At 58.5% G+C, this 25819-nt stretch carries 26 protein-coding genes and 1 pseudogene; 14 read left to right on the top strand and 13 right to left on the bottom strand.

All coding sequences use genetic code 11. From position 1 onward, the window contains the following. Positions 1 to 87 precede the first annotated feature (87 nt). Positions 88 to 684: a LysE family translocator gene (locus tag LOY28_RS17700; protein ID WP_258612270.1), complete on the top strand. Its 597-nt coding sequence runs from the start codon at positions 88 to 90 to the stop codon at positions 682 to 684. A gap of 353 nt (positions 685 to 1037) precedes the next feature. On the opposite strand, the gene LOY28_RS17695 is transcribed toward LOY28_RS17700, so the two are convergent. After that, positions 1038 to 1334 carry a hypothetical protein gene (locus tag LOY28_RS17695; protein WP_064618392.1) on the bottom strand — a complete coding sequence of 99 codons (297 nt, stop codon included), beginning with the start codon at positions 1332 to 1334 and terminating at the stop codon, positions 1038 to 1040. Positions 1335 to 1580: 246 nt separating this feature from the next. Continuing rightward, the gene (locus tag LOY28_RS17690; protein ID WP_111453442.1) at positions 1581 to 2156 is read right to left on the bottom strand and encodes a hypothetical protein; all 576 of its coding nucleotides are present in this window, start codon (positions 2154 to 2156) and stop codon (positions 1581 to 1583) included. A gap of 526 nt (positions 2157 to 2682) precedes the next feature. On the opposite strand from LOY28_RS17690, the gene LOY28_RS17685 reads away from it, so the two are divergent. Next, positions 2683 to 3153 (top strand): hypothetical protein, encoded by a 471-nt coding sequence (locus tag LOY28_RS17685; RefSeq protein WP_018930309.1) that lies wholly within the window; start codon positions 2683 to 2685, stop codon positions 3151 to 3153. 148 nt (positions 3154 to 3301) lie between these two features. Here LOY28_RS17685 and LOY28_RS17680 read toward each other — a convergent pair whose 3' ends face one another. Next, entirely contained in the window at positions 3302 to 3877 is a 576-nt protein-coding gene (locus LOY28_RS17680) for a hypothetical protein (protein ID WP_258612269.1), read from the bottom strand. 1026 nt (positions 3878 to 4903) lie between these two features. Between LOY28_RS17680 and LOY28_RS17675 the strand changes: the two genes are divergently transcribed. Next, complete coding sequence (locus LOY28_RS17675; RefSeq protein ID WP_258614476.1) at positions 4904 to 6763, top strand: ABC transporter ATP-binding protein; 1860 nt, start codon at positions 4904 to 4906, stop codon at positions 6761 to 6763. 125 nt (positions 6764 to 6888) lie between these two features. Here LOY28_RS17675 and LOY28_RS17670 read toward each other — a convergent pair whose 3' ends face one another. The 3 genes from LOY28_RS17670 to LOY28_RS17660 form a co-directional block, all read right to left on the bottom strand. Then, positions 6889 to 7407, bottom strand: coding sequence for a cysteine hydrolase family protein (locus tag LOY28_RS17670; RefSeq protein ID WP_064618386.1), 519 nt, complete (start codon positions 7405 to 7407; stop codon positions 6889 to 6891). Between the two features lie 307 nt (positions 7408 to 7714). Then, positions 7715 to 8140 (bottom strand): N-acetyltransferase, encoded by a 426-nt coding sequence (locus LOY28_RS17665; protein ID WP_258612268.1) that lies wholly within the window; start codon positions 8138 to 8140, stop codon positions 7715 to 7717. Between the two features lie 47 nt (positions 8141 to 8187). Continuing rightward, the gene (locus tag LOY28_RS17660) at positions 8188 to 9042 is read right to left on the bottom strand and encodes a LysR substrate-binding domain-containing protein (RefSeq protein WP_258612267.1); all 855 of its coding nucleotides are present in this window, start codon (positions 9040 to 9042) and stop codon (positions 8188 to 8190) included. A 104-nt stretch (positions 9043 to 9146) separates the two neighbouring features. On the opposite strand from LOY28_RS17660, the gene LOY28_RS17655 reads away from it, so the two are divergent. Continuing rightward, positions 9147 to 9788: an FMN-dependent NADH-azoreductase gene (locus tag LOY28_RS17655; RefSeq protein WP_258612266.1), complete on the top strand. Its 642-nt coding sequence runs from the start codon at positions 9147 to 9149 to the stop codon at positions 9786 to 9788. 20 nt (positions 9789 to 9808) lie between these two features. Here the strand turns inward: LOY28_RS17655 and LOY28_RS17650 are convergent. Next, positions 9809 to 9949 (bottom strand): annotated as a pseudogene (locus LOY28_RS17650) (AsnC family transcriptional regulator); the annotation flags it as partial. Between the two features lie 335 nt (positions 9950 to 10284). On the opposite strand from LOY28_RS17650, the gene LOY28_RS17645 reads away from it, so the two are divergent. After that, a complete protein-coding gene (locus LOY28_RS17645; RefSeq protein ID WP_258612265.1) occupies positions 10285 to 10797 on the top strand; it encodes a hypothetical protein in 513 nt (170 codons plus the stop codon). A gap of 261 nt (positions 10798 to 11058) precedes the next feature. Here the strand turns inward: LOY28_RS17645 and LOY28_RS17640 are convergent, their stop codons facing one another. The 3 genes from LOY28_RS17640 to LOY28_RS17630 all read right to left on the bottom strand — a co-directional run bounded on the left by LOY28_RS17640 (position 11059) and on the right by LOY28_RS17630 (position 12843). Then, the gene (locus tag LOY28_RS17640; RefSeq protein ID WP_230172704.1) at positions 11059 to 11649 is read right to left on the bottom strand and encodes a helix-turn-helix domain-containing protein; all 591 of its coding nucleotides are present in this window, start codon (positions 11647 to 11649) and stop codon (positions 11059 to 11061) included. Positions 11650 to 11702: 53 nt separating this feature from the next. Then, positions 11703 to 11864, bottom strand: coding sequence for a hypothetical protein (locus LOY28_RS17635; protein ID WP_230172414.1), 162 nt, complete (start codon positions 11862 to 11864; stop codon positions 11703 to 11705). A gap of 118 nt (positions 11865 to 11982) precedes the next feature. Then, positions 11983 to 12843 (bottom strand): LysR substrate-binding domain-containing protein, encoded by an 861-nt coding sequence (locus LOY28_RS17630; protein ID WP_258612264.1) that lies wholly within the window; start codon positions 12841 to 12843, stop codon positions 11983 to 11985. Positions 12844 to 13094: 251 nt separating this feature from the next. Here LOY28_RS17630 and LOY28_RS17625 point away from each other — a divergent pair, with 251 nt between their 5' ends. From LOY28_RS17625 to metC, 9 genes are all read left to right on the top strand, one after another. After that, the gene (locus LOY28_RS17625; protein WP_258612263.1) at positions 13095 to 13937 is read left to right on the top strand and encodes a transporter substrate-binding domain-containing protein; all 843 of its coding nucleotides are present in this window, start codon (positions 13095 to 13097) and stop codon (positions 13935 to 13937) included. Between the two features lie 65 nt (positions 13938 to 14002). Beyond that, on the top strand, positions 14003 to 14854 hold the full coding sequence (locus tag LOY28_RS17620) for a transporter substrate-binding domain-containing protein (protein ID WP_026286690.1): 852 nt from the start codon (positions 14003 to 14005) through the stop codon (positions 14852 to 14854). Then, on the top strand, positions 14851 to 16275 hold the full coding sequence (locus LOY28_RS17615) for an FAD-binding oxidoreductase (RefSeq protein WP_028940218.1): 1425 nt from the start codon (positions 14851 to 14853) through the stop codon (positions 16273 to 16275). Before LOY28_RS17620 ends, LOY28_RS17615 begins: the two co-directional genes overlap by 4 nt. Beyond that, positions 16272 to 17483: an aminotransferase class I/II-fold pyridoxal phosphate-dependent enzyme gene (locus tag LOY28_RS17610; RefSeq protein WP_258612262.1), complete on the top strand. Its 1212-nt coding sequence runs from the start codon at positions 16272 to 16274 to the stop codon at positions 17481 to 17483. The genes LOY28_RS17615 and LOY28_RS17610 overlap by 4 nt, the downstream gene beginning before the upstream one ends. Continuing rightward, the gene (locus LOY28_RS17605) at positions 17480 to 18214 is read left to right on the top strand and encodes an amino acid ABC transporter permease (protein WP_086946206.1); all 735 of its coding nucleotides are present in this window, start codon (positions 17480 to 17482) and stop codon (positions 18212 to 18214) included. The genes LOY28_RS17610 and LOY28_RS17605 overlap by 4 nt, the downstream gene beginning before the upstream one ends. Then, the gene (locus LOY28_RS17600) at positions 18204 to 18992 is read left to right on the top strand and encodes an amino acid ABC transporter permease (RefSeq protein WP_111453457.1); all 789 of its coding nucleotides are present in this window, start codon (positions 18204 to 18206) and stop codon (positions 18990 to 18992) included. The genes LOY28_RS17605 and LOY28_RS17600 overlap by 11 nt, the downstream gene beginning before the upstream one ends. Then, complete coding sequence (locus tag LOY28_RS17595) at positions 18979 to 19815, top strand: amino acid ABC transporter ATP-binding protein (RefSeq protein WP_258612261.1); 837 nt, start codon at positions 18979 to 18981, stop codon at positions 19813 to 19815. The genes LOY28_RS17600 and LOY28_RS17595 overlap by 14 nt, the downstream gene beginning before the upstream one ends. A 17-nt stretch (positions 19816 to 19832) precedes the next feature. After that, positions 19833 to 20429 (top strand): hypothetical protein, encoded by a 597-nt coding sequence (locus tag LOY28_RS17590; RefSeq protein WP_064618368.1) that lies wholly within the window; start codon positions 19833 to 19835, stop codon positions 20427 to 20429. Then, a complete protein-coding gene (gene metC / locus LOY28_RS17585) occupies positions 20426 to 23185 on the top strand; it encodes a cystathionine beta-lyase (protein WP_258612260.1) in 2760 nt (919 codons plus the stop codon). Before LOY28_RS17590 ends, metC begins: the two co-directional genes overlap by 4 nt. Here metC and LOY28_RS17580 read toward each other — a convergent pair. From LOY28_RS17580 to LOY28_RS17570, 3 genes are read right to left on the bottom strand one after another with little or no spacing between them, the layout of a single operon-like run. Continuing rightward, positions 23182 to 24369, bottom strand: coding sequence for an MFS transporter (locus LOY28_RS17580; RefSeq protein ID WP_258612259.1), 1188 nt, complete (start codon positions 24367 to 24369; stop codon positions 23182 to 23184). The two genes, metC and LOY28_RS17580, sit on opposite strands and share 4 nt — an antisense overlap. Positions 24370 to 24422: 53 nt before the next feature. Further along, positions 24423 to 25121, bottom strand: a complete 699-nt coding sequence (locus LOY28_RS17575; RefSeq protein WP_258612258.1) for a dienelactone hydrolase family protein — start codon at positions 25119 to 25121, stop codon at positions 24423 to 24425. Positions 25122 to 25168: 47 nt separating this feature from the next. Further along, positions 25169 to 25684, bottom strand: a complete 516-nt coding sequence (locus LOY28_RS17570; RefSeq protein ID WP_018929764.1) for a DoxX family protein — start codon at positions 25682 to 25684, stop codon at positions 25169 to 25171. Positions 25685 to 25819: the final 135 nt, after the last annotated feature.

The raw sequence follows: 25819 nt of genomic DNA, 5'->3' as shown, positions 1-25819 counted from the left end.
GGCCTCCTATCTGATCAAGGAGTCCATGCCATGTCTTTTTCGCTGTTCCTTTCTGCGCCTTCGATGTGTCCTCAGGGAGTCTGAGTCATGGAATCGTTGTTGCCTTTCCTGCTGTTTGCGTTCGTTGCCTCGATCACTCCGGGGCCGACCAATATTCTGGTGCTGAGCCACAGTTCGCGGTGGGGGCTGGGCGCTACGCTGCCGATCATTTTTGGCGCATGCGTGGCGGCGGCGCTGATTGTGTTTGCCGTCGGGCTCGGCGTGGGCGAGACGCTGCTGCGGTTTCCGCGAGTGCAGCAGACGATGGCCTGGATCGGGGCGTTCTGGTTGAGTTGGCTGGCCTGGCAGATCTTTCAAAGCGCGCCGCCGTCCCTGAACCCGACTACCCCGCGCGACGAGGGCCTGAGTGTGTTCGGTGCCGCCACCCTGCAATTGCTCAACCCCAAAGTCTGGATGATGGCGGTGGCGGTGGTGAGCGTGTTTGCCGGTGGCGGCGACAAGACCATGCGGCTGGTGTTGTTGTCGCTGGTGTTCCTGTTGGTCTCTTTGCCGTGCATGACTCTGTGGGCGTTGCTCGGCGTGGGTAGTGCTCGGTTTTTTGGTTCGCCACAGGCGTTCAAACGCGTGAACCATGCACTGGCTTTTTTGCTGCTGGTGTCGGCCTGGTTGACCGTGCTGGTGTAGGTCGAACATGTCTGGGCAGGGCGCTTTAATCAGCAGCCAGACCCCGCCAAGCTTAGGGTGATGATGAAGGCCTGTATGGAGAAATAGGCAGGCAGAATGCGTATTACCAGGCCGACTATAGTCTCGATTGTCCAGTAACGTTCTGGTTCTGACCGTTTAACTTGCTCTAAATCGTTTTTACACAGCTTCGGCCGATTGCTGCCTGTCGCGACAGGCAGAGAACGACCCAGGCTGTGTGAAAACACCGCCGAGCAGTTCAAGACCTGCGGTTTAAAACAGTATGAGTCGATAGTGGACTTACACGACCGGCAGCCTTCGTTCGGTCGTTGTCCTTCGAACAGCAATGGCTGGGCTCACTCATAAAATTTACCAGCCAGCAAAATGGCCGCACAGCGTTGCCATACGTTTGATCTACTGGCACTCACAGGGGAACTGCGTGAGCTGGCAGTCGCCCACGCTGCGGCAGCATCAAGAAAGGTATCAATAGAGCCGTTTTCCCACCCCAACGCCCCCGGTCCATAGGGAGACGACGGAGAGGTCTCCTCCAGCAAACGCTCCTCGGCGAAATCCATACCTAGAGCTTCAATGAAGCCGATGAATGATTGTTCGTCGTCTACGGTTTTCAGTAGCTCATCAAGATTTATGGACATGGTGACCTTGGAGGTGCGTGATAGGTGATAGCGAAGGAGTAAATTCTCACTATGCTGCTATGCCACGAGATTAGGGGCAAGCTTACGTCCTCTTTGGGGCCAGGCTGTGAGAAAGAGCCAGTAATCGTCTAACCTTTTCATCGTCGAGATCGCCCCCAATACGATCTAGACGATCAGAAGGTTAGACAAACACTGGCGTTTTCACACAGTCTGGGTCAGCGACTTGCTGCTTGGCCATGGCAGAGTTCAATTACGTGTTGACGACCTCCGCCCCAGAATGTTAGAGACCTCAAATAAAACCAGCACCCAAAACGACAAAGAGAGCACAAAATACGCAACGCTCGCCCCGATTATCAACAATCTACTTTCCCACATTGCCTTAAGCACATGATATGAGAACTGCAACTCACTATTTGGCAACTCTTGAAAAATTGGTAGCAACAAGAATACTAGTATGACCCCGACAGTCAAAACTCTTGATAAATAGCTTTTTTCCTCGACAGCCCGAAAGGCATGCATATTAATACGAGTCAACGACAGCACAATGGCAGCAACCAAAGACAGAATAACCGCCATAGAAAAACCAACTATTACTACCAACCTATAGCTTGACCCTTCACTAAGACTCCCAATATCCTTGTATCCAACCAAGATCATCTGCTGGACCAGCAACCAACTTCCTCCCTCAGCTGTATCGGGCACAAGGGCGCTGACCGCAACCAGTAAAACGAGAAGCAACACAATCACCAGCTTTGCCTGCCCTATACTGAAAACCGGAAAAAAAATACTTGCTCTGCTGCGCCCATAGCCGTCATCGGACATAACCTATCCTCAGTTGATACCTGTGTGTTGTGATCGAGATATCGGGTGCTAGAGCATAGACAAGAAAATTCCGGTAAGCTAAAAACGCTTAGATCAAAATGCTATCACGCATGTCGGGACGAAGAACTGTCGCTGGCAAAATTGTAGGGGGCATGAGTTGCACCATTGGGTGTATCGAGAGTTCGAATCGTAAGTAAGCGAGCAAACTTGCAAGAGATACCCTACGAATGACCGCTTCGGGCCCAGAGTGTGTAAAAACGCTTCGCCAAAATTGAAGTGTGCACGTCTACGTTAAGTCTGAAGTTTATCGGCACGTCAGCAGATGTGGATTTCGCGTAGAAGCACGATTTCCAGTTCGGTTTTGAGTACCTGTTGCGCTCAAAAACGTTTTTACACAGCCTCGGTCGATTGCAGCCCTTCATGACAGGCAGTTATCGGCCAAAAGCAGTCGTTGAGAAGGTTGCGTTAGTACTGGTAATGGCACTGAACTATTAGCTAGGCTTTTCGCTTTTATGGAGCGCAGTAGATGCCTGTTTTTGAAATCTCACCACTCGAAGCCATTGGTCCCGTGCGGCTTGGCGTACCACGCGCTGTAGCGAGGCAAACAATGGCTGCCATTGGATTCCCACTCGAGAACTCCCACGACGGCGTTGATTATTTTTGCGAATCCTGCATGCAGTTTTCCTACGGGCCAAGCGATGAAGTCTGGTTTATTGGTGTCTGCGGAAACCCGAATTTCACGTTCGTGTTCAAGGGCATCGATGTCTTCGCGCGCTCTGCCACCGAAGTGTTTTCATTGATGGCTGCTTCAGATAATTCTGGCCCTCATGATTTCACCTCATATGAATACTGGTTTCCAAACCAAGTCCTCTCACTGTGGGATGCGGATGAACAATACGACCGCCAGGAAGGAGAAAGCCGCGAGGTCTGGGGTCAGATCGGAATAGGAAACAGCGCTTACATGGCAGCCATTCGCGCTATTAAGAAAAAGGCGTGATGGACCATACCTTTACTTTAAATGAGATGGTTTGAAGGACAGCTTTGGGTCGACTTCTGCCCTTCGTGACAGGTAGAAATCGGCCAGAAGCAGCCAGTTGCGATCGGCTGCAAACGGTCAGCAACTCGCTGCTTGGCCATGGCAGAGCTCAACTACGCGATGACGATCTCCAACCCAGAAGGTTAGAAAATTCAAATAAAACCAGCACCCAAAGCACCATAGAGAGCAAAAAATACACAACGCTCGCCCCAATTATCAAAAATCTACTTTCCCACATCGCCTTAAACACATGATATGAGAAGTTAAAATCATTGTTTGGCAACGCTTGAAAAATAGGAAGTAACAAAAGCACTAGTATGAACACAATAGTCGAAATTCTTGACAAATAGCTTTTGCTCTCAATAGCCTGAAAAGCATGCATATGAAGACGAGTCAACGACATCACAATAGCAGCAACCCAAGACAACACAACCGCCATAGAAAAACTAACCATTACAACCAACCTATAACTTGACCCTTCACTAACGCTCCCAATATCCTTGTATCCAACCAAGATCATCTGCTGGACTAGCAACCACCATCCTTCCTTAGCCGTATCTGGCACAACGGCGCTGACCATAACCAGTAAAAGCATAAGAAATACAACCACCAGCTTTGCCTGCCCGATACTGAAAACTGGAAAAAAAATACTTGCCCTGCTGCGCCCATAGCTGTCATCGGACATAACCTAACCTCAGTTGATACCTGTGTGTTGTGATCGAGATATCAGGTGCTAATGCGAGCGTAGACAAGAAAATTCCGGCAAGTTAAAAACGCTTAGATCAAAATGCTATCACGCATGTCGGGACGAAGAACAGTCGCTGGCAAAATTGTAGGGTTCATGAGTTGCACCATTGGGAGTATCGAGGGTTCGCATCGCAAATAAGTGAACAAACTTGCAAGAGAGACTCCACGAATGACCGCTTCGGGTCGTTTTCAGCCCTCCGCGGCGGGCAGAAATCGGCCAGAAGCAGGTTTTTACCTGACCGGTATGAGGCATTAAAGACAGTTATGACACTTTCCAAAGGCGACTTCATAAAACTAACCCACGTCGATTCTACGAAGGCGGTGTATGTTGATTGGATAAATGCTCGTGATGCGGCGCCTGGAGATATCGCAGTCGTCAAAGAAACTTTTAGTACGGAGTCTGGACTCATCGTCCGTCTATTGTGCGAGCCCCGGTCGGGCTTTCAAGAGTGGTGCACCACATTTTATGAAGCAGATTTGACCTACGAACTGTTGCTCATAAAACCAATTCACGATGACTAAACTTGAAAGTCCGCTTCGGGTTGTGGATTCCTGGCTCTCGCGGAAGGCAGGAGTCGACCCAGGCTGTGTAAAAACGCAGACACGGTTTTGAAGTCTGCGTCGCTACGTAAAATCTGCCAATGGTTGGTGGGTCAGTGGACCTGAAATTTGCGTAGGAACGCGCTTTTCGTTCTGGTTCTGACTGTCAAACCTGCTCTAAACCGTTTTTACACAGCCTCGGCCGAAAGCGGTCCTTGGATGAACGTCCGTTCTTGGCCAGCCCCCTTCGATACCGGCACATTTATCGCTGCCGACCGGGTTTCTGGCAGCGTATAAGAGGCCGCCCCCGGCAGCCCAATCCTCAGAGCGACCTGCCTAAGCGCCATACCTCTAACTTCGCAACCCCCTCAAAGCAACCGTTCAATGGCAGAATCTCCTCAACTTGATCGTTTTGGAGAACACCATGCTTCGTGCGTTTGAACGAAGGCTCGACCCCTTTCCTCCTGACGAGGTACCACCGCCACCCGACGGCCTGGCTCGCTTCCTGTGGGCCTGTACGCGGGGTGCCCGCGGTTACATTCTGGTGTTTGCGCTGCTCAGTGCCGGTGTGTCGATTTACGAAGCCTGGCTGTTTTCCTTCCTCGGGCAGGTCGTGGACCTGCTCTCGACCTGGCAGGCAGGCGGTGAAGCGGCTGCGCAGGAAAGTCGCGTGTTGTGGGGCATGGGCATCATCATGGTGGCCAGTGTCGGGCTGGTGGCGTTGCGCACCATGGTGCAGCATCAGATATTGGCGATTAACTTGCCGTTGCGGCTGCGCTGGGACTTCCATCGCTTGATGCTGCGGCAAAGCCTTTCGTTTTTTTCCGATGAGTTTTCCGGCCGGGTCACGACCAAGGTGATGCAGACGGCGCTAGCGGTGCGCGACATGCTATTCACCCTTATCGAGATCGCGCCCGGGATCGGGGTATATTTCATCGCGATCATCGCACTGGCCGGCGGCTTCGCCCTGAAACTGATGCTGCCTTTCATTGCCTGGGTCGTGTTGTTCGGGCTGGCCATGTGGTACTTCGTGCCCCGCCTGGGGAAAGTCGGGCAGGAACAGGCTAATGCGCGGTCGATGATGACCGGGCGTATCTCAGACGCCTACACGAACATCACGACGGTGAAGCTGTTCTCCCACTCCAATCGTGAAGCGCATTTCGCGCGTGCAGCGATGGAGGATTTCAAACAAACCGGCTTTCGTCAGATGCGCCTGGTAAGCCAGTTCGAGATCGTCAACCAGGCATTGGTGGTGGCGTTGATCATGGCAGCAGGGGGGTATGCCCTGTGGCTATGGCACCAGGGTGAGGTCGGCGCAGGTGCCGTGGCGGCAATCACCGCCATGGCGTTGCGTATCAACGGCATGTCGCACTGGATCATGTGGCAAATGACCTCGCTGTTCGAGAGCATCGGCACCGTGCAGGATGGCATGGCAACCTTTACCCGGGGCCCAAAGGTGCAGGATGCGCCGGACGCGGGCGTGCTCGTGACCTCCGGCGGCGCGGTCACCTTCGATAAGGTGAGCTTCAACTACAATGGCGAACGTCAGGTGCTCGATGGCCTGAGCCTGCACATCCGTCCGGGCGAAAAGATCGGTCTGGTTGGCCGCTCTGGCGCCGGCAAATCCACGCTTATCAACTTGCTGCTGCGCTTTTATGACGTCGACAGCGGGGAGATCCGCATCGACGGCCAGAACATCGCAAAAGTGACGCAAGACAGCCTGCGCGGCGCCATCGGTATGGTCACGCAGGATACCTCCCTGCTGCACCGTTCCATTCGTGACAACATCGCCTACGGCCGCCCCGATGCGACCGACGCGCAAATCCGCAGCGCCGCGGCCAATGCCCAGGCCGACGAGTTCATCAGCCAACTGAGCGACCGGCAAGGCCATACCGGTTACGACACCCTTGTGGGTGAGCGCGGCATCAAGCTGTCGGGCGGCCAGCGCCAACGCGTCGCGATTGCCCGGGTGATGCTCAAGAATGCCCCGATCCTGCTTCTTGACGAGGCCACCAGCGCGCTGGACTCGGAAGTAGAAGTGGCCATACAGGAAAGCCTCGATGAAATGATGCAGGGCAAGACGGTGATCGCCATCGCCCATCGACTGTCCACCATTGCGGCCATGGACCGGCTCATCGTCATGGACAACGGACGCATCATCGAGCAGGGCACCCACACCGAATTGCTCGGGAAGAACGGGATTTATGCGCGGCTGTGGCAGCATCAAAGCGGCGGGTTTCTGGGTGAGGATCAGGGAGTGGTCGAGGCTATGGATCAGGTGTGAGCGTGAAGAGGGCGCAGCAGGGGGGGGCGATAGGGGCGGGCCACGACCGTTACCAGTCGGCGACGACTGCTGTCGGCCCAAAGTGGGCAGATCGGTCCTGACTCGGACCGGTCTGTTGATGGCGGTTAGAAACACCAGTCCTCAGCATTTACGACGCGACAGAATGGTCCCGCCAGAGTCGCATTGTGATGAGCAACAATCTCTTCAGCCTTCAGCGCAGGGGTGCTGTTGCAGGTGTGGCCATCGGCGATCAGCACTGCATCGAATCCAAAATCCCGTGCAGCGCGGCAGGTGCTATCGACACAGTATTGGGTCTTCATTCCGGTAATGACCACGCCCTGAGCGCCACAAGCTCGTAGCTGATCGGCCAGAGCAGTCTTGGTGAAGGCGTTGGGTCGGCTTTTCTCGAAGATCACTTCGTCACCCTGTAGCTCCAGTTCCTGCACCAGTTGCGTCAACGGACTTCCGGACTCGATAGGCGAACCAGGTGGACCAATATGGCGTGCGAGAAAAATCGGCGCACCTGCACGCCGGGCTTTACTCAACAGGTTATTCAATGTGTCTAGCAGCGCTTCGCCAGCCCACGGTTTATCCGGGCCATGAAACAACCCAACCTGCATATCGAGAATCAACAGTGCATACATAGTGCTTTTCCTTGCGTTTGGACCAGCGACACAAGGGCAAAAGAAAAGGCCCTATCCATCACTGGCGGGCCTTTGAAGTTCGTGTGTTATTGGCTCACGACACCTCTCACGACCCGCCTCTGGCGGTCGTGGTAGTCGTGGTCAAGGCAATTCGTGGCTGATTCATAACGCTGACAGTAGCTGCACGGCACCGGGTTGGCAAATGAGCGCATGAAGGTGAGGACTGATTCACCATCGTTAAGGTTCGCTTTTGGCCGATAGCCGTCCGCTGTAAAGCACAACTAACGGCCCTGGATCGAAAACGCGGTCAGCACAACAACTTCTGGTAATAGAGCCGGGTATGTCCTGGTGGATAGTCTGCCAAGCGTCCGAATTCGGAGTAACCCAGTTTTTGATAAAAACCGGGAGCCTGAAAGCTGAAGGTCTCCAACCAGATACCAATGCAGTGTTTTTTCTGCGCGACTTCTTCAGCCATGCGCATTAGCCGTTCTCCGATACCCTGACCGCGCATTGACTCGGGAACGCTGACAAGATCGATGAGCAGCCATCGATAAGAGATCTTGCCGTACAGCCCACCAATAACTTCGTTACTGTCAGCGTCTCGTAGCAACAGAGCAAAAGTTTCATAGGCGTCGTCGCCACCGTTGGCCAGGTTATGGGCCAGCAATGGGGTCAAAATGCCTAGTCGCTCTGCTTCGGTCGCATTTTCCGAAAGCTGGATTTCTACAGACATGGCGCTCTCCCTGAGCAGTGAGTAACGGGGTCAACAAGGTATGATTCTTAAGTCCTGCGCGTAGAGCAATACTCCACAATGAGTTGAGTGACCGCTGCCACAATCGCCTGATCCGCTTCAGGAGCGCTGAACAACCGATACTGCGCATCCGGCAAATCCGGCAATCCTTGTTCCGCACCAAGAACCGCCAGTCCTTGCCCCAACTGGCTGACTGGCATGGGCGCTACCGCGAAGCCAGCAAGCGCTGCGGCTCGCAATCCGGCCGTGCTGCTGCACAACATCGCCGTTCGTTGGGCGATCCCCGCCCGAGCCAGTTGTGTCAGGGCCACCTCGCGATAAGGGCACGGCTCGGGGAACAGGGCCAGCGGCAACGGCGTCGGTAACTCGGTGACGGGCTGCGCCGACCAGGCCCACACCAGCGGTTCTTTCCACAGCAGCAGCCCCGTGTCGCTGGTTTCGCACAGAGAGCCGATGACCAGTTCCAGATGCCCTTGTTTCATCGAGGCCAGCAACGTGCCCGGAATGCCCACCTGCACGTCGATCTCCATCCCCGGGTACTGCGCCGCGAAATCCTGAAAAGTCCGCATTAATCGCGATTCGACAAAATCTTCGGATACCCCGATCCGCAGTCGCCCGTGAAACGGCGTGCGTGTCAGTTCTGCCCAGGCATCACGGTTCAGCGCGAGGATGGTGCGTGCATAAGCCACCAGGCGTTCGCCATCGGGCGTCAGTTGTTGGGAACGGGTGGTACGCCTCAACAGGGGTTTACCAATCTGTTCTTCCAGTCGTCGCACGTGCCCACTGACCGCGGACTGGGTCAGGTGCAGCTTCTCGGCTGCACGGCTGAAGCCTTCTTCATCGACGACCGTGACAAATGTCTTGAGTAGCAGAGCATCGAACATAGTTTGATACGTGATTAATGGCTTATTTATTTACGATTTATATTCCAAATAAAACTATGTTGCAATGTTTGCCGCCCCCCATCTCCCATTACCCGAGGCGTGCCATGACTACTCTTCTGCATATCGAATGTTCCCCGCGCAAACAGCGCTCGGCCTCCCTTGAAGTCGCCCGCAGCTTCATTGCGCGCTATCAGGAAAACACCCCGGACACCGAAATCATCACCCTTGACCTTTGGACCATGGCGTTGCCGGAGTTCAATGATCAGGCGATGGAGGCCAAATACGCCGGACTCAACGGCACGTCCTTGACCCCGGCGCAAGACGACGCCTGGAACACCTTGAAAGCGCTGGCCGCGCATCTGCACAGCGCGGATGTGCTGGTGATGTCCGTGCCACTGTGGAATTTCAGCATCCCGTACAAACTCAAGCACTTCATCGACCTGGTGTCGCAGAAAGACATCCTGTTCAGCTTCGACCCGGAGCGCGGTCTGGAAGGCATGCTGCACAACAAGACCGCTGTGGTGATGTATGCCCGCGGCCTGGATTTTTCGGCGCAGTCGATCACCCCGGCAGAGCGCTTCGACTTCCAGAAGCCCTACGTTGAAGCCTGGCTGAAATTTATCGGCGTGACGGATGTACACTCGGTGACTGTAGAGAAAACCATCCTGGGGGAAGACGTTGACCTCTGCGCGCGTGAGGTCGCGACTCAGCAGGCCAGGGGGGTGGCGGATAGTCTTGGTCGTTGACGCTTCCACTGCACCGTAGGCTATTCAACGCCCAACGGGATATTCAAACCCAGCTTCACGGTGCTCATCGAAACAAGGGTTTTGAATCGTTTGACGTTATTGTTCTCAAAGAACAACTGGCGGGTCAGGTCGGTGTGCTGCTGCATGCTCCTGACCGCAACAGCGCCAGCAGGCCTGGTTGCGAATGCACAAGCCTTGCTAGTTCCTGGCACGGAAAAAAAACTCTGCGCTGTTTAGATCGATTATTTCTTTCGGTTCTTTGTATAGCATTGGGTCGAATATCCATAACCGATAAAACCACGTCCTCGCTTCGATTCTGTCTGCGATGAATTCCGTAGGGGCGCTATAGCAGTCAGCGGCGTCCCCGCCACGGCACTAAAGCGGTTTCAACATCAATTTCTGCTGCTCGGCCATCATCTTGTCGTCCCTTCGCCAGTCCTTAGAATCCGCCCCCATCAGCTTCGTCCAACTATCGAATCGCTTAGGGAGTTACACCATGATGAACGCCATGCAGATGCCAATGCCGATGATGAACGCCAACATGCCGATGATGCCTATGATGGGCATGCCGATGATGATGGCGACCATGAGCTGCGAAATGATGGGCGACGGCATGATGTGCAAAATGATGCCGGCTGCTGGCATGGACATGGCGATGTTCAAGAACAGCGCTGAAATGATGCAGATGATGATGAACTGCGGCATGCCGATGATGATGCATTGCGGCAACATGAGCATGATGTGCATGTCTCAGGCAGGCATGGCCATGCCGATGATGAACATGATGATGGCAATGCCTACGATGGGCATGCCGATGCCATCGATGAAGTGCATGATGGAATGCACCATGATGGCCGACGGCATGATGTGCAAAATTATGCCGATGGCCGGCATGAACATGGACATGATGAAAAGCTGCTGCGCCCTGATGATGAAAATGATGAACGATTGCAGCATGCCGATGATGATGAGCTGCAACGGCATGCCAATGATGTGCTGCACCTGCTGATCCCTGGCAGCAGACATTTAAAAGCCCCCGCGACCTGACGGTTGCGGGGGCTTTTTCGTGTGGCGCTGATAAAGCTACTGTGTGAGCGAGTTTGTGTGGCGAGGGGGCTTGCCCCCGTTCGGCTGCGCAGCAGTCGTAAACCATTGCATGCGGTGTACCTGATGCACCGCGATTGCAAGTTTTGGGGCCGCTTCGCGACCCAACGGGGGCAAGCCCCCTCGCCACACAGGCTCGTTCCAACAGGTTCATGGCTTCTGGGGGTTAGTCCAGGCGCTCCGGGTAGGTCACCACCAGATAAGCCACGGCCTCACTGTCGGCGGGGTTGCGATAGCGGTGGGGCTGGTCGGCGTAGAACAGGATCGAGTCGCCGGTGGACAGCAAATAACGTTCATCGTTGACGCTGATTTCCAGTACGCCCTGCGACACCACCAGGTTCTCCTGCACACCCGGGCCATGGCCCTCGGAGTGGTCTTCGCCCAACGGGCTCAAGCGTAGTTCGTAGAATTCCGATTGGCGTGCCACGTCGAACGGAAACAGCGCGCGGCTGACGAAGGCGCCACTGGCGCTGACCAGGCGTTTGCTCTGGTTCGCCGACAGTACGGCCACACCTTCGAAAGCCCGGTGCTCGAGAAACGCCGCCACCGAAACCTTCAGGCCTTTGGCAATTTTGCACAGCACTTTGATCGACGGCACGCTGCGTCCGGATTCGATCTGCGCCAGCATGGCCCGACTCACGCCGCATTGCCGGGCCAGAGCGTCGAGGGACAGATGACGCTTGCCCCGCAGCCGTTGCAGGTTCTGCGCGACCCGCTCGCAGATCGGCTCTTCTTCCAGTTGTTCGAGGTTATTCAAGTCCGTCACGGGTTCGTCCGTGCTCACCAGAAAACGCGAGGGTTGCTGCGCGTTCACGCGTGACGGGTCTCGGTCGATTGGGCAGCCTGGACCCACTGAAAAGCCTGCAGGCCGGCGTTGCGTGCGTACATTTCCCACATGGCCCGTGCCCGTTGCTGAGCCTGTTTGCGTTTGCGGTAGCTGGCGAAGTCAATGAGGTTGTCAGTCGGATTCATGGGGCACTTCACTGTGGTGATGAATGACGGGATGAGCTGAGAGTACGCGGATATTTTTATAACGATAAATACTGATTTTGTATTTATTAATTCTCTTTGGTTCTTATGATTGGCCGCGTCAAAGCCCCCGACTGCTCCTGATCAACTCATAGGCCCGACGCACCAGCGGATTCACGGTATTGGGTCGAATCCACAAGTGGTAGGTCACGTCCGGCAGCCGTGGCAGGCCATCGTTTTCGCCGAGCACGCGCATGTCCGGGCCGAGCATTTCCATGCTTCTGGGCGTGACGCCCAGCCCGGCACGCGTTGCGGCCTTGATGCCGATCAGGTTCGACGCCAGGTACGCCTGGCGCCATGGAATGTTGGCGCGCTCCAGCGCCTCCAGGGCGTAGCGACGATAGATGCTCGGCTCATCCACCAGAATCAGCGGCAAAGGCTCACCGGGCGTATGGATGTACTGCGCCGAGCAAATCCACCACACCGGCGAGGTGCGCAAGGCGAAGCCTTCGAGCGTCGGGTCTTCACGGGTGGAGATCACCATGTCGACCTTGCCTCGGTGCAGGTCGTCCATCAGAAACGGGCTGCGGCCGACATCGATCTCCAGGCGCAAGCGCGGGGCCGAGCGGGCGATATGGCTGAGGATCGGCGGCAGGATGGTGTCGGCGATGTCATGGGGCGAGCCGATCCGCAGCACACCGCTCAAGTTGCTTTCGCGCAGGGAATTCAGCGCATCGTCGTTGAGCGAAAGCATCTGCCGCGCATGACGCAACAACTGCAAACCGGCTTCAGTCAGTTGCTTCTGACGCCCGCGCTTCTCGAACAGATTCACCCCCACTTGTTGTTCCAGGCGTTGCATGTGCTGGGTGACCGACGATTGTGTGCGGGCCAGTTGCGCACCGGCCTCGGCAAAACTGTGGTGATCGACCACGGCAATGAAGGTGCGCAGTAATTCGAGATCGAGGGTAGGTGAGGTCGGCATGGCCATTTCCGGGGCTGTTTTTATATCAAGGCTGCAAACATAAACATTACATTTGTTTATGTGTTTTTGGCGATATTTTAGTGTTTAGGTCGATGGCGTCAGTAAATTCGGGCGTCGTGAAGGTTGTTACTTGGAGCAAACACAGCAAGTTATAACGATATTAGATATTTGAATTTCCGTTACTTCAGGACTGTACCTAGGATGCCGCCTCATCAGGTCGGGGAACGCCGATCATCCATGAGGGGAAATCCATGTTGCTTGAGCGCTCACCTGTAAAACGATGGTTGCCTGTGATGCTGGGCGCCTTGATCTCATTGGCTACCAGTGCCGGGGCTCAGGCTGATGCCACGCTGGACAAGATCCAGCAACGGCATGTGCTGACGGTGGGGGTCGTACTGTCCGGCGGCCCCTTCGGCAGTATCGATCCGGGCACTCAGAAACCTCGGGGCTTGAACGTCGACCTCGCTCAGGAACTGGGTCGGCAGTTGGGCGCCGAGGTGCAATTGGTGCCGGTATTGCCCGCCAACCGCGTGCAGTTTTTGCAGCAGGGCAAAGTGGATTTGTTGATCGCCAACATGGAATGGACCGCCGAGCGCGGTGAGATCCTCGGTTTTGTGCCAACGCCTTTCTACCGTGTCGGCGGTACCGCGGCGCTGCTCAAGGACAGCAAGATCAGCCGTTGGGAAGACCTCAAGGGCCAGCCCGTCTGCACCTCCCAGGGCAGCAGCTACATCAAGCCGCTCACTGATCTGGGCGTGGAGATCAAGGCGTTCAAGAGCTCGTCGGAATCCTTGCTCGCGCTGCGTGGCAACAACTGCGTCGCGGCAGTGCATGACGCCACGCTGATCAACCCGTTGATCGCTGACAATGCCGAATGGCAGGGCTATCGGGCGCTGAGTCCGGAGCTCAACCCAGCCCCTTCGGTGATCTGGACCCGACCTGGCGAACGCGATACCCAGGCCCGGCTCGACCCCATCGTCAAGGAACTGCACCGCAGCGGCTGGCTGATCGACGCCCAGGCCCGCAACCGCATTACCCCCGCGTCACCGGCCTTGGTGGAGTTGCAGAAACAGTTCCAGGCCAACGGCGCCTGAGCGGTTCACCTCATTGTTTTCAATAGACCGCCGACGGATTCGGCGGTCGTTCAAGGTAGTCGTGCATGAACCGATATTTTTCCGCTAGAAGCCTGGCCATGCTGTGCCTGGCAGGATGCGCCGTGCTGGGCGCCAGCCTCGCTCAGGCCGATGCCACGCTGGACAAGATCGAACAACGCCACGCGATCAGCGTCGGGGTGATGCTCAGTGGTCCGCCGTTCGGCACCCTCGACCCCAAGACCGGCGAACACCTGGGGTACAACGTCGAACTGGCTAAGGGCATCGCCAAGGCGCTGGGTGTCGAGGCCCAGACTGTTTCGGTGCTGGCACCCAACCGGGTGCAGTTCCTGCAGCAGGGCAAGGTCGACATCCTGATCGCCAATATGCAGTTCACCGAAGAACGCGCCGAGATTCTCGATTACGTGCCCACGCCCTATGAAGAAGTCGGTGGCGCCGCGTTGATTCGCAAGGGTGCGGGTATCACCCAGTGGAGCGACTTTAAGGACAAACCGGTGTGCGTGTCCCAGGGCAGCAACTTCATCAAGCCATTACAGGAAACCTACGGCGCGCAGATCAAGGCGTTTCGCAGCCAGTCCGAATCGCTGTTGTCGTTGCGCGGCAATGGCTGCGTGGCGGCGGTGCATGTCAGCCCGACCATGCATACCTTATTGAGCGATGCCGAGTGGGCCGGGTATGAAATTCCGCTGCCGGGTGACTTGATCCCGTCGAACTCGGTGATCTGGATACGCAAGGGCGAGCACGATACCCAGGCGAAGCTGGATGCCATCGTGCGCGACTGGCACCGCAGCGGCTGGCTGATCGAATTGGGCGAACGCACGGGCATGGCACCGTCGCAAGCCTTGCGTGACCTGCACGAGCAATACCGCAACGCGGCACCGCTGGCAGTGCGGTCATGAGTCGACCGTTGTTCGTGGCCTTGCAGCAACTGCTCGGCGCCCGTCATGTGCAGACCAGCGAAGAGGCCGCGCCGTACCTGACCGACAAACAGGGCCGTTACGTGGGGCAGGTGATTGCCGCCGTGCACCCGGCAAGCACCGAAGAAGTTGCGGCGGTGGTGCGCGCGTGCGTGGCCTGCGATACGCCGGTGGTGGTGCAGGGCGGCAACACCGGGCTGATGGGCGGCGCGACTCCGGACGCCAGTGGCCGCGCGGTGTTGTTGCTGCTCGACCGGATGAATCGCGTTCGGGCAGTGGACACCGACAACGACACCCTGACCGTCGAGGCGGGCTGCATTCTGCACACCATTCAGGGCGTCGCCCGCGATGCCGGGCGCCTGTTCCCGCTGAGCCTGGGCGCCGAAGGCAGCTGCACCATTGGCGGCAATCTGGGCACCAATGCCGGTGGCACGGCGGTGCTGCGCTATGGCAATACCCGCGAATTGACCCTTGGTCTGGAAGTGGTCACCGCCCAGGGCGACATCTGGAATGGCCTGCGCGGTTTGCGCAAGGACAACACCGGCTACGACTTGCGCGACCTGTTCATCGGCAGCGAAGGCACCCTCGGCATCATCACCGCCGCCACCCTGAGACTGTTCCCGTTGCCCAAGGCCCAGGCCACAGCGCTGTTGGCCTTCGACTCGCTGGCCCAAACGGTGACGTTCCTGTCCCATGCCCGCGCCGGTTTCGGTGCCAGCCTGACCGCGTTCGAACTGCTCAGTGCCGGGTGCCTTGCGTTGCTGCGCGAGCAATTTCCCGAAGGCCCACAACCCTTTTCCGGTGCCCGTCAGCCTTGGTTCGCGTTGTTGGAATTGTCCGATAACCACAGCGAAAGCCATGCCCGCGAAGCGTTTGAACAGGTACTGGGCGAGGCCTACGAGCAGAGCCTGCTGGCCGATGCGCTGATCGCCGAAAGCCTCGCCCAGAGCCAGGCGTTTTGGCTGTTGCGCGAGAACATGAGCGAGGCGCAGAAGCGTGCCGGTCGCAATATGAAGCACGACATCTCGGTGCCGATTTCCCAGGTCGTGGCATTTGTCGCCCATACCGATGCGCTGTTGCAGCGCCATTTCCCTGGTGTGCGGCATTACACCTTCGGCCATCTGGGCGACGGTAACCTGCATTACAACGTCGCCCATCCGCACAACTCAACGGTCGAGGCGCACATGGCCCATTACGCAGCACTCAGCCAACTGGTGCACGACAGCGCCCACGCTCACGGCGGCTCCATTAGCGCCGAGCACGGTGTCGGCCAGCGCAAACGGGACATGCTAGGGCGCTACAAAAGCCCGGTGGAACTCGACCTGATGCGCCGGATCAAGCAAGCGCTGGACCCGAACAATCTGCTGAACCCCGGCAAGGTTTTGAAGGGGAGTCAGTCATGACGCTTCGTCTGTCCAAACGCGTACAGCGCGTCTCGCTGTCGGCCAATGCCGCCGCGAAATCTCAAGCCACGGCATTGCGCGAGGCTGGTCGCGACATCCTCGACCTGACCACCGGCGAGCCGGATTTTGACACCCCGGAGCACATCAAGCAGGCCGCTTATGCCGCCATCGCCGCCGGTGCCACCAAGTACACGCCGACACCGGGCGTGAAGGCCTTGCGCATCGCGGTGCAACGCAAACTCCAGCAGGAAAACCAGCTGGACTATCCGCTGGAATCGATCGTGATTGGCAACGGTGCCAAACAGATCATCTTCAATGCCTTTGCCGCCACCCTCGACGACGGCGATCAGGTGCTGGTGCCAACGCCGTACTGGCCGTCGTTCCCCGACAGCGTGCGCTTCAATGGCGGCGAGCCGGTGTTTATCGAATGCGGGCTGGCGCAGGGCTGCAAACTGACGGCCGAACAATTGGAGCAACGGATTGGCGAACGGACTCGCTGGCTGATCCTCAACGGCCCCGGCAACCCCAGCGGCGCGGTGTACAGCGCGGCCGAGCTGCGCGCCCTGGCCGAGGTGCTGCGGCGCCATCCCCACGTGCTGATTCTGCTGGATGAGCTCTACGAACATATCCGTTTCGACGGTTTGCCTGCCCAGAGCCTGCTCAACGTTGCGCCGGATTTGCAGGCGCGCAGCCTGCTGGTGGGCGGGGTGTCCAAGACCTACGCCATGACCGGTTGGCGCATCGGTTTCGGCGCCGGACCGCAAGCGCTGACCCAGGCCATGACCGTGGTGCAATCGCAATCCACCTCGGGCGCTTCCTCGGTCGGACAAGCCGCCGCATTGGCGGCATTCGAAGGTGGACTGGATTTCTTGCGGTCGCAAGTCGCGGCCTATCAACAACGCCGGGATTCACTGGTCAGCGCCTTACGCGAAGTGGACGGTCTTGAAGTGCTCGAACCTCAAGGTGGTTTCTTCGTGTTTGTGCGCTGCGCCGGGTTGTTGGGGCGCTATCGCCCGGACGGTCGACGTCTGCAAAGCGATGCCGACGTCGTCGCGTATTTGCTGGAAGAGGGCGTGGCCGGCGTGGCGGGCAGCGCTTATGGCTTGTCGCCGTGGTTTCGCCTGTCCATTGCCACGGCGACTGACACCGTAGTCGAAGCCGGATACCGCATCGCTCAAGCCTGCAGGCAATTGCGGGGCGAACCATGAGTCATTTGTTGGAACTGTTCGTCCACTGGGCCGCCGGATTCGGCCTGAACTACGGCTTTCTGCTGGACGCTTATCAGCGCGGAACCCTGGAGAAGGGCGCGCTGACCACGGTGCTGCTGTGCCTGTTCACCATCGTCGGCAGCCTGCTGGCGGGGGTCGGTTTGGCGGCGATGTTGACCTCGGGTAAACCCTGGCTGACAAAACCTGCTCGGGTGTTTGTCGAAGTCACCCGCAACACACCGACGCTGGTGCAGCTGTATTGCGCATTTCTGGTGCTGAATATGCTGCTGACCCAGGCCGTCGGCGCGGCCAACCCGCTGACGCCGTTCGCTTGGGTGGTGATCGTGATTTCGCTGCACAAAGGTGCGTTTCATGCCGAAGCCTTGCGTGCCGGGATCGAAGCGGTGCCGGCAGTGACAATCGAGGCGGCCAGTTCGCTGGCGTTCAGCAGTCGCCAGTTGTTGTGGAATGTGCAACTGCCGCTGGCCCTGCGTTTTGCCTTGCCATCGCTGATCAACAATCTGATCGACCTGGTGAAAATGACCGCCGTCGCCTCGGCCATCGCCGTCGGCGATATCACCTACGCGGCGATCATGATCTGGACCCAGAGCGATAACGTGTTGGAGCTGATGATTCTGATCCTGACGTTTTTCGGCCTGCTGAGTTTTACCGTCAATTGTGTGGGGCGCCTGCTCGAAGCGCGCCTGAGGATGCCCGGTTATGGCCATTGAATCGTCCGTCACCGCGCCGCTGGCCTGGCCGCGTCGGCATGTCGGCAAGTTGCTGCTGTTGGTGGGGGCCGTGCTCTGGCTGGTGTATTTCGCGCCGCACAGCCCGGTACTCAAGGCTTTGCTGCAATGGTCGCCAGCCTTGGTCGTCGGGTTTGGCCAGAACATTCTGATCAGTCTGGTGGCGATCGGGCTGGGCTCGTTGCTGGGGTTGTTGGTCGGTGCCCTGACGTTGTCGCCGTTGTGGCTGCTGCGCTTGCCGGCGCGGATCTGGGTGCAGATTTTTCGCAACGCGCCGTGGCTGGTGCTGATCTATTTCACCACCTATGTGTTCCCGTTCGAGATCCACATCGGCAGCGCTTATGTCGCGTTCCCGGACTGGGTCAAGGTCACGATTGGCCTGGCGTTGCCGGCGAGCGCCAATGTTGCGGAGATCTTCCGTGGTGCCGTCGCCTCGATCCCCAGTACCCAGTGGGAAGCGGCGCGATCCCTGGCCTTCACTCGCGGGCAGATTTTCCGCTCGATCATCCTGCCGCAGTGCTTCAAACGCATGTTGCCGCCGTGGATGAACCTCTACGCGGTGATCACCATGGGCACCGCACTGGCGTCTTTGGTGGGCGTGCATGACGTGATCGACACCGCGCAAATCGCCAGCAACACGGTGAACCTCACCGGCTTCACTGTGGTGATTTACCTGAGCCTGCTGGTGCTGTTCTTTGCTTACTGCTACCCGATTTCCCGACTCACCCAACGCCTGGAGCGACGTTATGCCTTCTACTGAAACCGTCGCCGAACCCTTGGTCAGCCTGCGCGACCTGCACCTGTCATTTGGCAGCAACCCGGTGCTCAAGGGCATAGACCTCGACGTGCATCGCGGCCAGGCCGTGTCGATCATTGGCCCGTCCGGCTCCGGCAAGTCGACGATCCTGCGCTGCATCACCGGCCTGTTGCAGCCCCAGCGCGGGAGCATCCGCGTTGGCGCCACCGAGGTTCACACCCTGGCCCAGGAAAGCCAGCGTATCGAATTGCGCAAGCGTGTGGGGTTTGTGTTCCAGCAGTACAACCTGTTTCCGCATTTGTCGGTGCTGGAGAACCTGGTGATCGCCCCGCGCAAAGTGCTGGGGCGCAACCGCTCCGAGGCCGAAAAAGACGCCCGCGCCTTGCTGGCCAAGGTGCGCATGGAGCACAAGGCCGATGCTTATCCGGGGCAACTCTCCGGCGGTCAGCAACAGCGGGTGGCGATTGCACGGGCGTTGGCCATGCGCCCGGAACTGATTCTGTTCGATGAGGTGACTTCTGCCCTCGACCCGGAAACCGTTGGTGAGGTGCTGACGGTGATTCGCGAACTCACCGAAGAGGGCATGACCTGCGTGCTGGTGACCCACGAAATGCGTTTTGCCGAAGAGATCAGCGACATCGTCTACTTCACCGAAAACGGTGTGATCGTCGAACGCGGCAGTGCCAAGCAGATCTTCCAGCACCCCACCAGCGAACGGACCCAGGAGTTTCTGCGTCACGCCCTGGGCGATCCGGGACGCCGTCCCCGTGTCGCCAACGATCCATATCTGTTGAGTAACCTGAGCCGCTACAGCCTGTCCGTCTAATACCGAGGAGTCTGTTCATGAGTACCGATAACCGTGCCGCCGTCATCGAGGATTTCCTCAAGAAAATCCGCGTCATCCATCAGCGTGGCGTCGACCGCGCCGCGTTGACGGAGATCGTCGCCTTGCTCGAAACCCTGGCCGAGCGCCGTGATCTGTTCAATTTCGACGCGTTCCCGGCGCCCGTGCCGGGGCAGGGCAGCACCGCGTTCCGCTACCGCCTCAACGACGATGGCGACACGCCGACGCTGTACCTCAACTCATTGCTGCCGGGTAAAAGTACGATCCCGCACAACCACGAAACCTGGGCGATCATCAGCGCCATCGAAGGTCAGGAAATCAATTACGTCTACACCCGTGATGACGAGGGCCGCGAGCCTGGGTTCACCACGTTGCACCTGGAAAAAGAAGTGATCGTGCAACCCGGCACGTCGATCTCGTTTCTCGGTGAAGACCTGCATGGCATCCGTGTCGAAGGCGAGCAGCCGACCCTGCATTTCCACCTGTACGGTTTGCCGCTGGAATCGCTCAATGGCCGTTATGGGGTCGAGGCCGACGGGCGCATTCTCAATTACAACGCCTCGCAAATGGCGCCGTCGATCAAGGCCTACACATGAGCCAGACCGTAACCCCAGGGCAACTGCAGCAATGGCTGTTCGACGGGCAGGAAATTGCCCTATTTGACGTGCGTGAGCATGGCCAATATGGCGAAGCTCACCTGTTTCACGGGGTGAACCTGCCCTACAGTCGCCTGGAGCTGGAGGTCCGACGCCTGGCGCCGAATCCTCAGGTGCGGCTGGTGATCTATGACCAGAACGGCGGGGACATCGCGGTGCGCTCTGCTCGGCGTTTGCAGGCGCTGGGGTACAGCTGCGTGCATATTCTCGACGGCGGTGCCGATGCCTGGCAGGCGGCAGGCCTGCAACTGTTCGCGGGTGTGCATGTGCCGTCCAAAGCCTTTGGCGAGTTGGTGGAAGAGGCCAGTGATACACCGCATGTCACCGCCAGGCAGCTGGCTGAATGGCAAGCCCGGGGCGAGCCTCTGGTGGTGCTGGACGGTCGGCCGTTCGACGAATACCGCAAGATGACCATCCCCGGTTCTGTCTGCTGCCCGAACGGCGAGCTGGGCTATCGCGTACAGGATCTGGTGCCGGACGACAGCACGCCGATTGTGGTCAATTGTGCCGGTCGAACCCGCAGCATTATTGGCGCCCAGACCCTGATCAATCTGGGATTGAAGAATCCGGTCTACGCCTTGGAAAACGGTACGCAGGGCTGGTACCTGGAAGATTTCCGGCTGGAACATGGCAGCACCCGCCGCTATGCCGATGAGGTGTCATCCAAGACCTTGCCGCAACAACGCCTCGCCGCGGCACAACTGGCCGCACGGGCCGGGGTAAACACCGTTACGGCGGCGCAGGTCGAGCAGTGGGCCGAGGAGGCCGCACGCAGTTTGTTTCTGTGCGATGTGCGCACCGCCGAGGAGTTTGTCACCGGGAGTTTGCCCGGTGCGCAACACACGCCGGGCGGGCAGTTGATTCAGTCTACCGACCTGTATATCGGCGTGCGTCAGGCGCGGTTGGTGCTGATCGACAGCGATGGCATACGGGCGCCGATCGTTGCCAGTTGGCTTCGGCAGTTGGGGCATGAAGCTTATGTGCTGGAAGGTGGGGTGAGTAGCGGTCTGGCATTGCCCGCGCTTGAGGTATCCGTTCACGAAACATTGCCCGTGACCACCGCGCAAGCCCTGGCCGATGCGTTGAAGGATGGCGCGGTGGCATTGATTGACCTGCGCCCGAGCATGACCTTCCGCAAAGGTCATATCGCCGGCTCACGCTGGTCGATTCGTTCGTTGCTGGCAAGTGAAGTGGCCGGTGAACAGCGACCCCTGGTGTTGCTGGCCGATGACCCGCAGCTGGCAGCGTTCGCGGCGCTGGAATTGCCCGATGTTCAACGTGCGCAAACCCGGCTGTTGAGCGGCGGCGTTGACGCCTGGCGCGAGGCGGGTTTTGCGTTGCAAGAAGATGCCAATACGCCGCCCGATCAGCAGTGCATCGATTTTCTGTTCTTTACCCATGATCGCCACGCCGGCAACAAGGACGCGGCGCGTCAGTACCTGGCCTGGGAAATCGGCCTGTTGGCGCAAATGAGCGCAGACGAAATCGCCAGCCTGAAACCGCTGCGCGCGCCGTCTCAAGCGACTCGTGATGCGCGGGTGCGTACCCGTCTAGTGCAGGCGGCGCGTACCGAAAAGGGCAGTGGCAGTCGAGGTGTCAACGTGCCCGTCACTCGTTTGAGTACGGTGCTGTTCGACAACCTGGCGCAGATGCGCGATGCCCGTGCTCGCCGTGACCGGGAGCGGGTGCTGAGCTATGGCGCTCGGGGCAATCCGACCGCTTTTGCCTTGGAAGACCTGGTGACGGAGCTGGAAGGCGGTTATCGCACCCGCTTGTTTGGCACCGGGCTGGCGGCGGTGGCGCAGACGTTCCTGGCCTACCTGCGGCCCGGCGATCATGTGCTGATTACCGACGCGGTGTATGCGCCCGTGCGGCGTCTGGCTCGGGAGCTGCTTGGGCCGTTCGGCATCCAGGTCGGCTACTTCGCGCCTGACGGCAGCGGCCTGCAAGGGCAACTGCAAGCCAATACAAAAATGGTCTACACCGAAGTGCCCGGCTCGCTGCTGTATGAACTCTGCGACCTGCCGGCCATCGCCGCGCTGTGCAAACCACGAGGCATTCTGCTGGCCGTCGATAACACCTGGGGCTCGGGCTACCTGTACCGGCCGCTGACTCTGGGCGCGGACATCTCGATCATGGCGTTGACCAAGTACCTGTGCGGCCACAGCGATGTGGTCATGGGCAGCGTCTGTACCCGACAAGAAGTCTGGCAGCCGCTGGCGTCCATGAGCGACACCTTTGGCAGCGCCGTCAGCCCCGACGACGCCTGGCTGGTGCTGCGCGGCGCCCGAACCCTGGCGCCACGCCTGGAGGTGCACGAACGCCAGGCCCTGGAAATCGCTCATTGGCTACAAGCGCAACCGCAGGTGAAACGGGTGTTCCATCCGGCGCTGGCCGATCATCCCCACCATGCACTGTGGCGACGGGACTTCACGGGCAGCAACGGCTTACTGTCCTTCGAACTGCGTGATGCCGACGCTACGTATGTAGAGCGCTTCATCGATGCGTTGCAGGTGTTTGGTCTGGGCGCGTCCTGGGGCGGCTATGAAAGCCTGGTCACCGTCGCCGACACCCAGGATCGCAACAGTGCGGCAGATCGCGCATTGAACCCGGTGCTGCGGTTGCACATTGGCCTGGAAGATGTCGACGCGTTGATCGAGGATTTGCAACGCGGGTTCACCGCGATCGAGGACTAGGACTTGCGCAACAGGAGCAACGCCAACGCCGCAGCCGCCAGCACCGCCCCGGCGATGAAAGTGCTGGCGGAGCCCGAGGTTTCCCATAGCGCGCCAGCCAGTACGCTGGCGATCAACAGGCACACGCCGCTGATCAGATTGAACAGGCCGAACGCCGTGCCCCTGAGATGCTCGGGGGCGGTGTCGGCGATCAGCGTCGCGAGAATGCCCTGGCTGAAGCCCATGTGCAGGCCCCACAGGGCTACGCCCGCCAGCATGGTCATGATTGAATCCGCTTGCGCCAGCAGCAGGTCCGCCAGGATCAGCAGCCCCATGCCGACACACAGCAACTTGGTGCGGCTGATCCGGTCGGACAACCAGCCGGCAGGGTAGGCCGACACCGCATACAGCAGCGACATGACCACCATCACCATTGGCACCCAAGTGGCCGTCAGGCCTGTCTGCTGCGCTTTCAAGACCAGAAAGGCCTCGCTGAAACGGGCCAGCGTGAAGAGCCCGCCGACGATCACCACCCACCAGTAACCCCGGGAAAACTCCCGCAGAACCTTCCAGTGGATAGGCGAGCGAAAGGTGTGTTTCCCGGCGACATCGGTTGGTTCTTTGACTCCACCGACAATCAGCGCCACCGATATCACCGCCGGGATCACCGCAAACCACAACACCAGATGGATCTGCCCGAGCCAGAGCATCAGCACGATCGCCAGAACCGGACCCAGAATCGCCCCCACGGTGTCCATCGACTGGCGTAAGCCGAAGCAGGCACCACGGATTTCGGCGGGGGCGACATCGGCGACCAGCGCATCGCGCGGCGCGCCACGAATGCCTTTGCCGATGCGGTCCAGAAAGCGCGCGGTAAATACCACATCAACCGAGTGCGCGAGGGGAAACAGCGGCTTCGACAACGCCGCCAGACCGTAGCCCATCAACAGCAGGCCTTTACGCCGGCCGATAAAGTCGCTGATGGCGCCGGAGAATATCTTGACCACCATCGCGGTCGCCTCGGCGATGCCCTCGATCACCCCGACGGTGAGTGCGCTGGCGCCTAAAGTAGTGACCAGAAATACCGGCAACAGGCTGTGCACCAGCTCTGACGAAAGGTCCATGAACAGGCTGACAAAACCCAGGGCCCAGACCGTGGAGGGGATACGCAGTGAGGCTGGTCTGGGTTTTGCTAGGTTGTCCATGCTGGTTTCCGGGCTGAATACTCATCGAGTATTGATAGCGCCAACCTCGGCTATCAAAGGTTCTGACTTAAAAAGATCAACGTATTGCCATGCGCCTCGGCCGCCGCCCGTTGGTTGTAGCTGTCACGGTGCGAGCAGTTGAAACCATGTTCGGCCCCCGGATACACCTCGATATCGACATCGTCGTTGAACTCGAAACGCTCGGCGATTTGCTTCACGGCGTCGATGGGGATGTGGCTATCCTGTTCGCCAAAGTGCATCAGCAGCGGCACTTTGATTTCACCGGCCCGATCCAGTTGGTTCTGAATGCCACCGCCGTAATAGGCGATCGCCACGTCGACGAAACCGTTGGCTGCGGTGTTGTACGACAGCATGCCGCCGAAGCAGTAACCGATGGAGGCGATCCTGCCGTCGAGCCCGGTATGCGTCTTCAGGGTATCGATGGCCAGTTTGATGTCAGCCTGGGCTTTATAGCGGTCGGTGGCGTTCATCAATTCGACGGCGCGTTTCCAGCCGGCTTCGTCGTAGCCCAGTTCGATACGGTGGCCGTGGCGCCAGAACAGATCCGGCGCTATGACCAGATAGCCATCGGCGGCGTATTGCTCGGCGACCGAGCGGATGTGCTCGTTGACCCCGAAGATTTCCTGAATCAGTACGATCCCCGGCCCTTTACGGGTGTGGGGGATGGCCAGGTAAGCGCCGAAGCTGCCTTCGGGGCTGCTGATTTCGATCCATTGGCTGGTTACGCTCATGATGGCTCCTTTACATAAGTTGGATGGGGTATCGAGACGCTGGCGTCTCAGCGGTGACTGCGCCGCCAGAAGAGTCGAGCCAACAACGCGTCCATGCTGAGTTTGCCGGCCCCCGAGAACAACAACGGCATGAGGGCTACGAGGTAGATCAACGGCAGCTTGAAGTTGCCGTGGCCCTTGTTGCTGATGGCATAACCCTGGGCAAGTTCACTCAATGTAGACCAATCAGCCGGCCAGTGGACGGCAGCAGTCGCGACGACCGTGACCACCACGAGAATAATCGCCGAGAGCCGTGTCCCGAGGCCTGCCAGCAGGGTGAGGGCGCAGATCAGCTCGGCCCACATCGCCAGTTCCCAGTTCAGCGTGGCGGGAACGTGGTTGAAGGGAAACGGGAAGCGGTCCTGGATGTCGGCGAACCAGTTCTGGCCGTTCCATTTTTCCAGGCCAGACTCGAAAAACTCCCAGGCCAGAAACAGCCGCAGGGTGAGGGGCGCGATCCAGTTGCCGACGCGGTCGAGGTTCAGGTGCAGGCCTTTGACGGCTGATGAAAGGGAAGTGTTCATGGGTTTGATCTCCGTGAGTTTGATCGTTGGCAGGCAATCACCCGTAGCCGCTGTAGCAGCTGCCGAGCAGCGCGAGGCTGCGTTCGGCTGCGTTCGGCTGCGAAGCAGTCGTACAGCCTGACGTTGCGGTGCGTC

Origin of the sequence: Pseudomonas sp. B21-017 (assembly GCF_024749245.1) — a bacterium.
GTDB lineage: Bacteria > Pseudomonadota > Gammaproteobacteria > Pseudomonadales > Pseudomonadaceae > Aquipseudomonas.
This window is presented reverse-complemented; position numbering and strand designations above follow the sequence as displayed.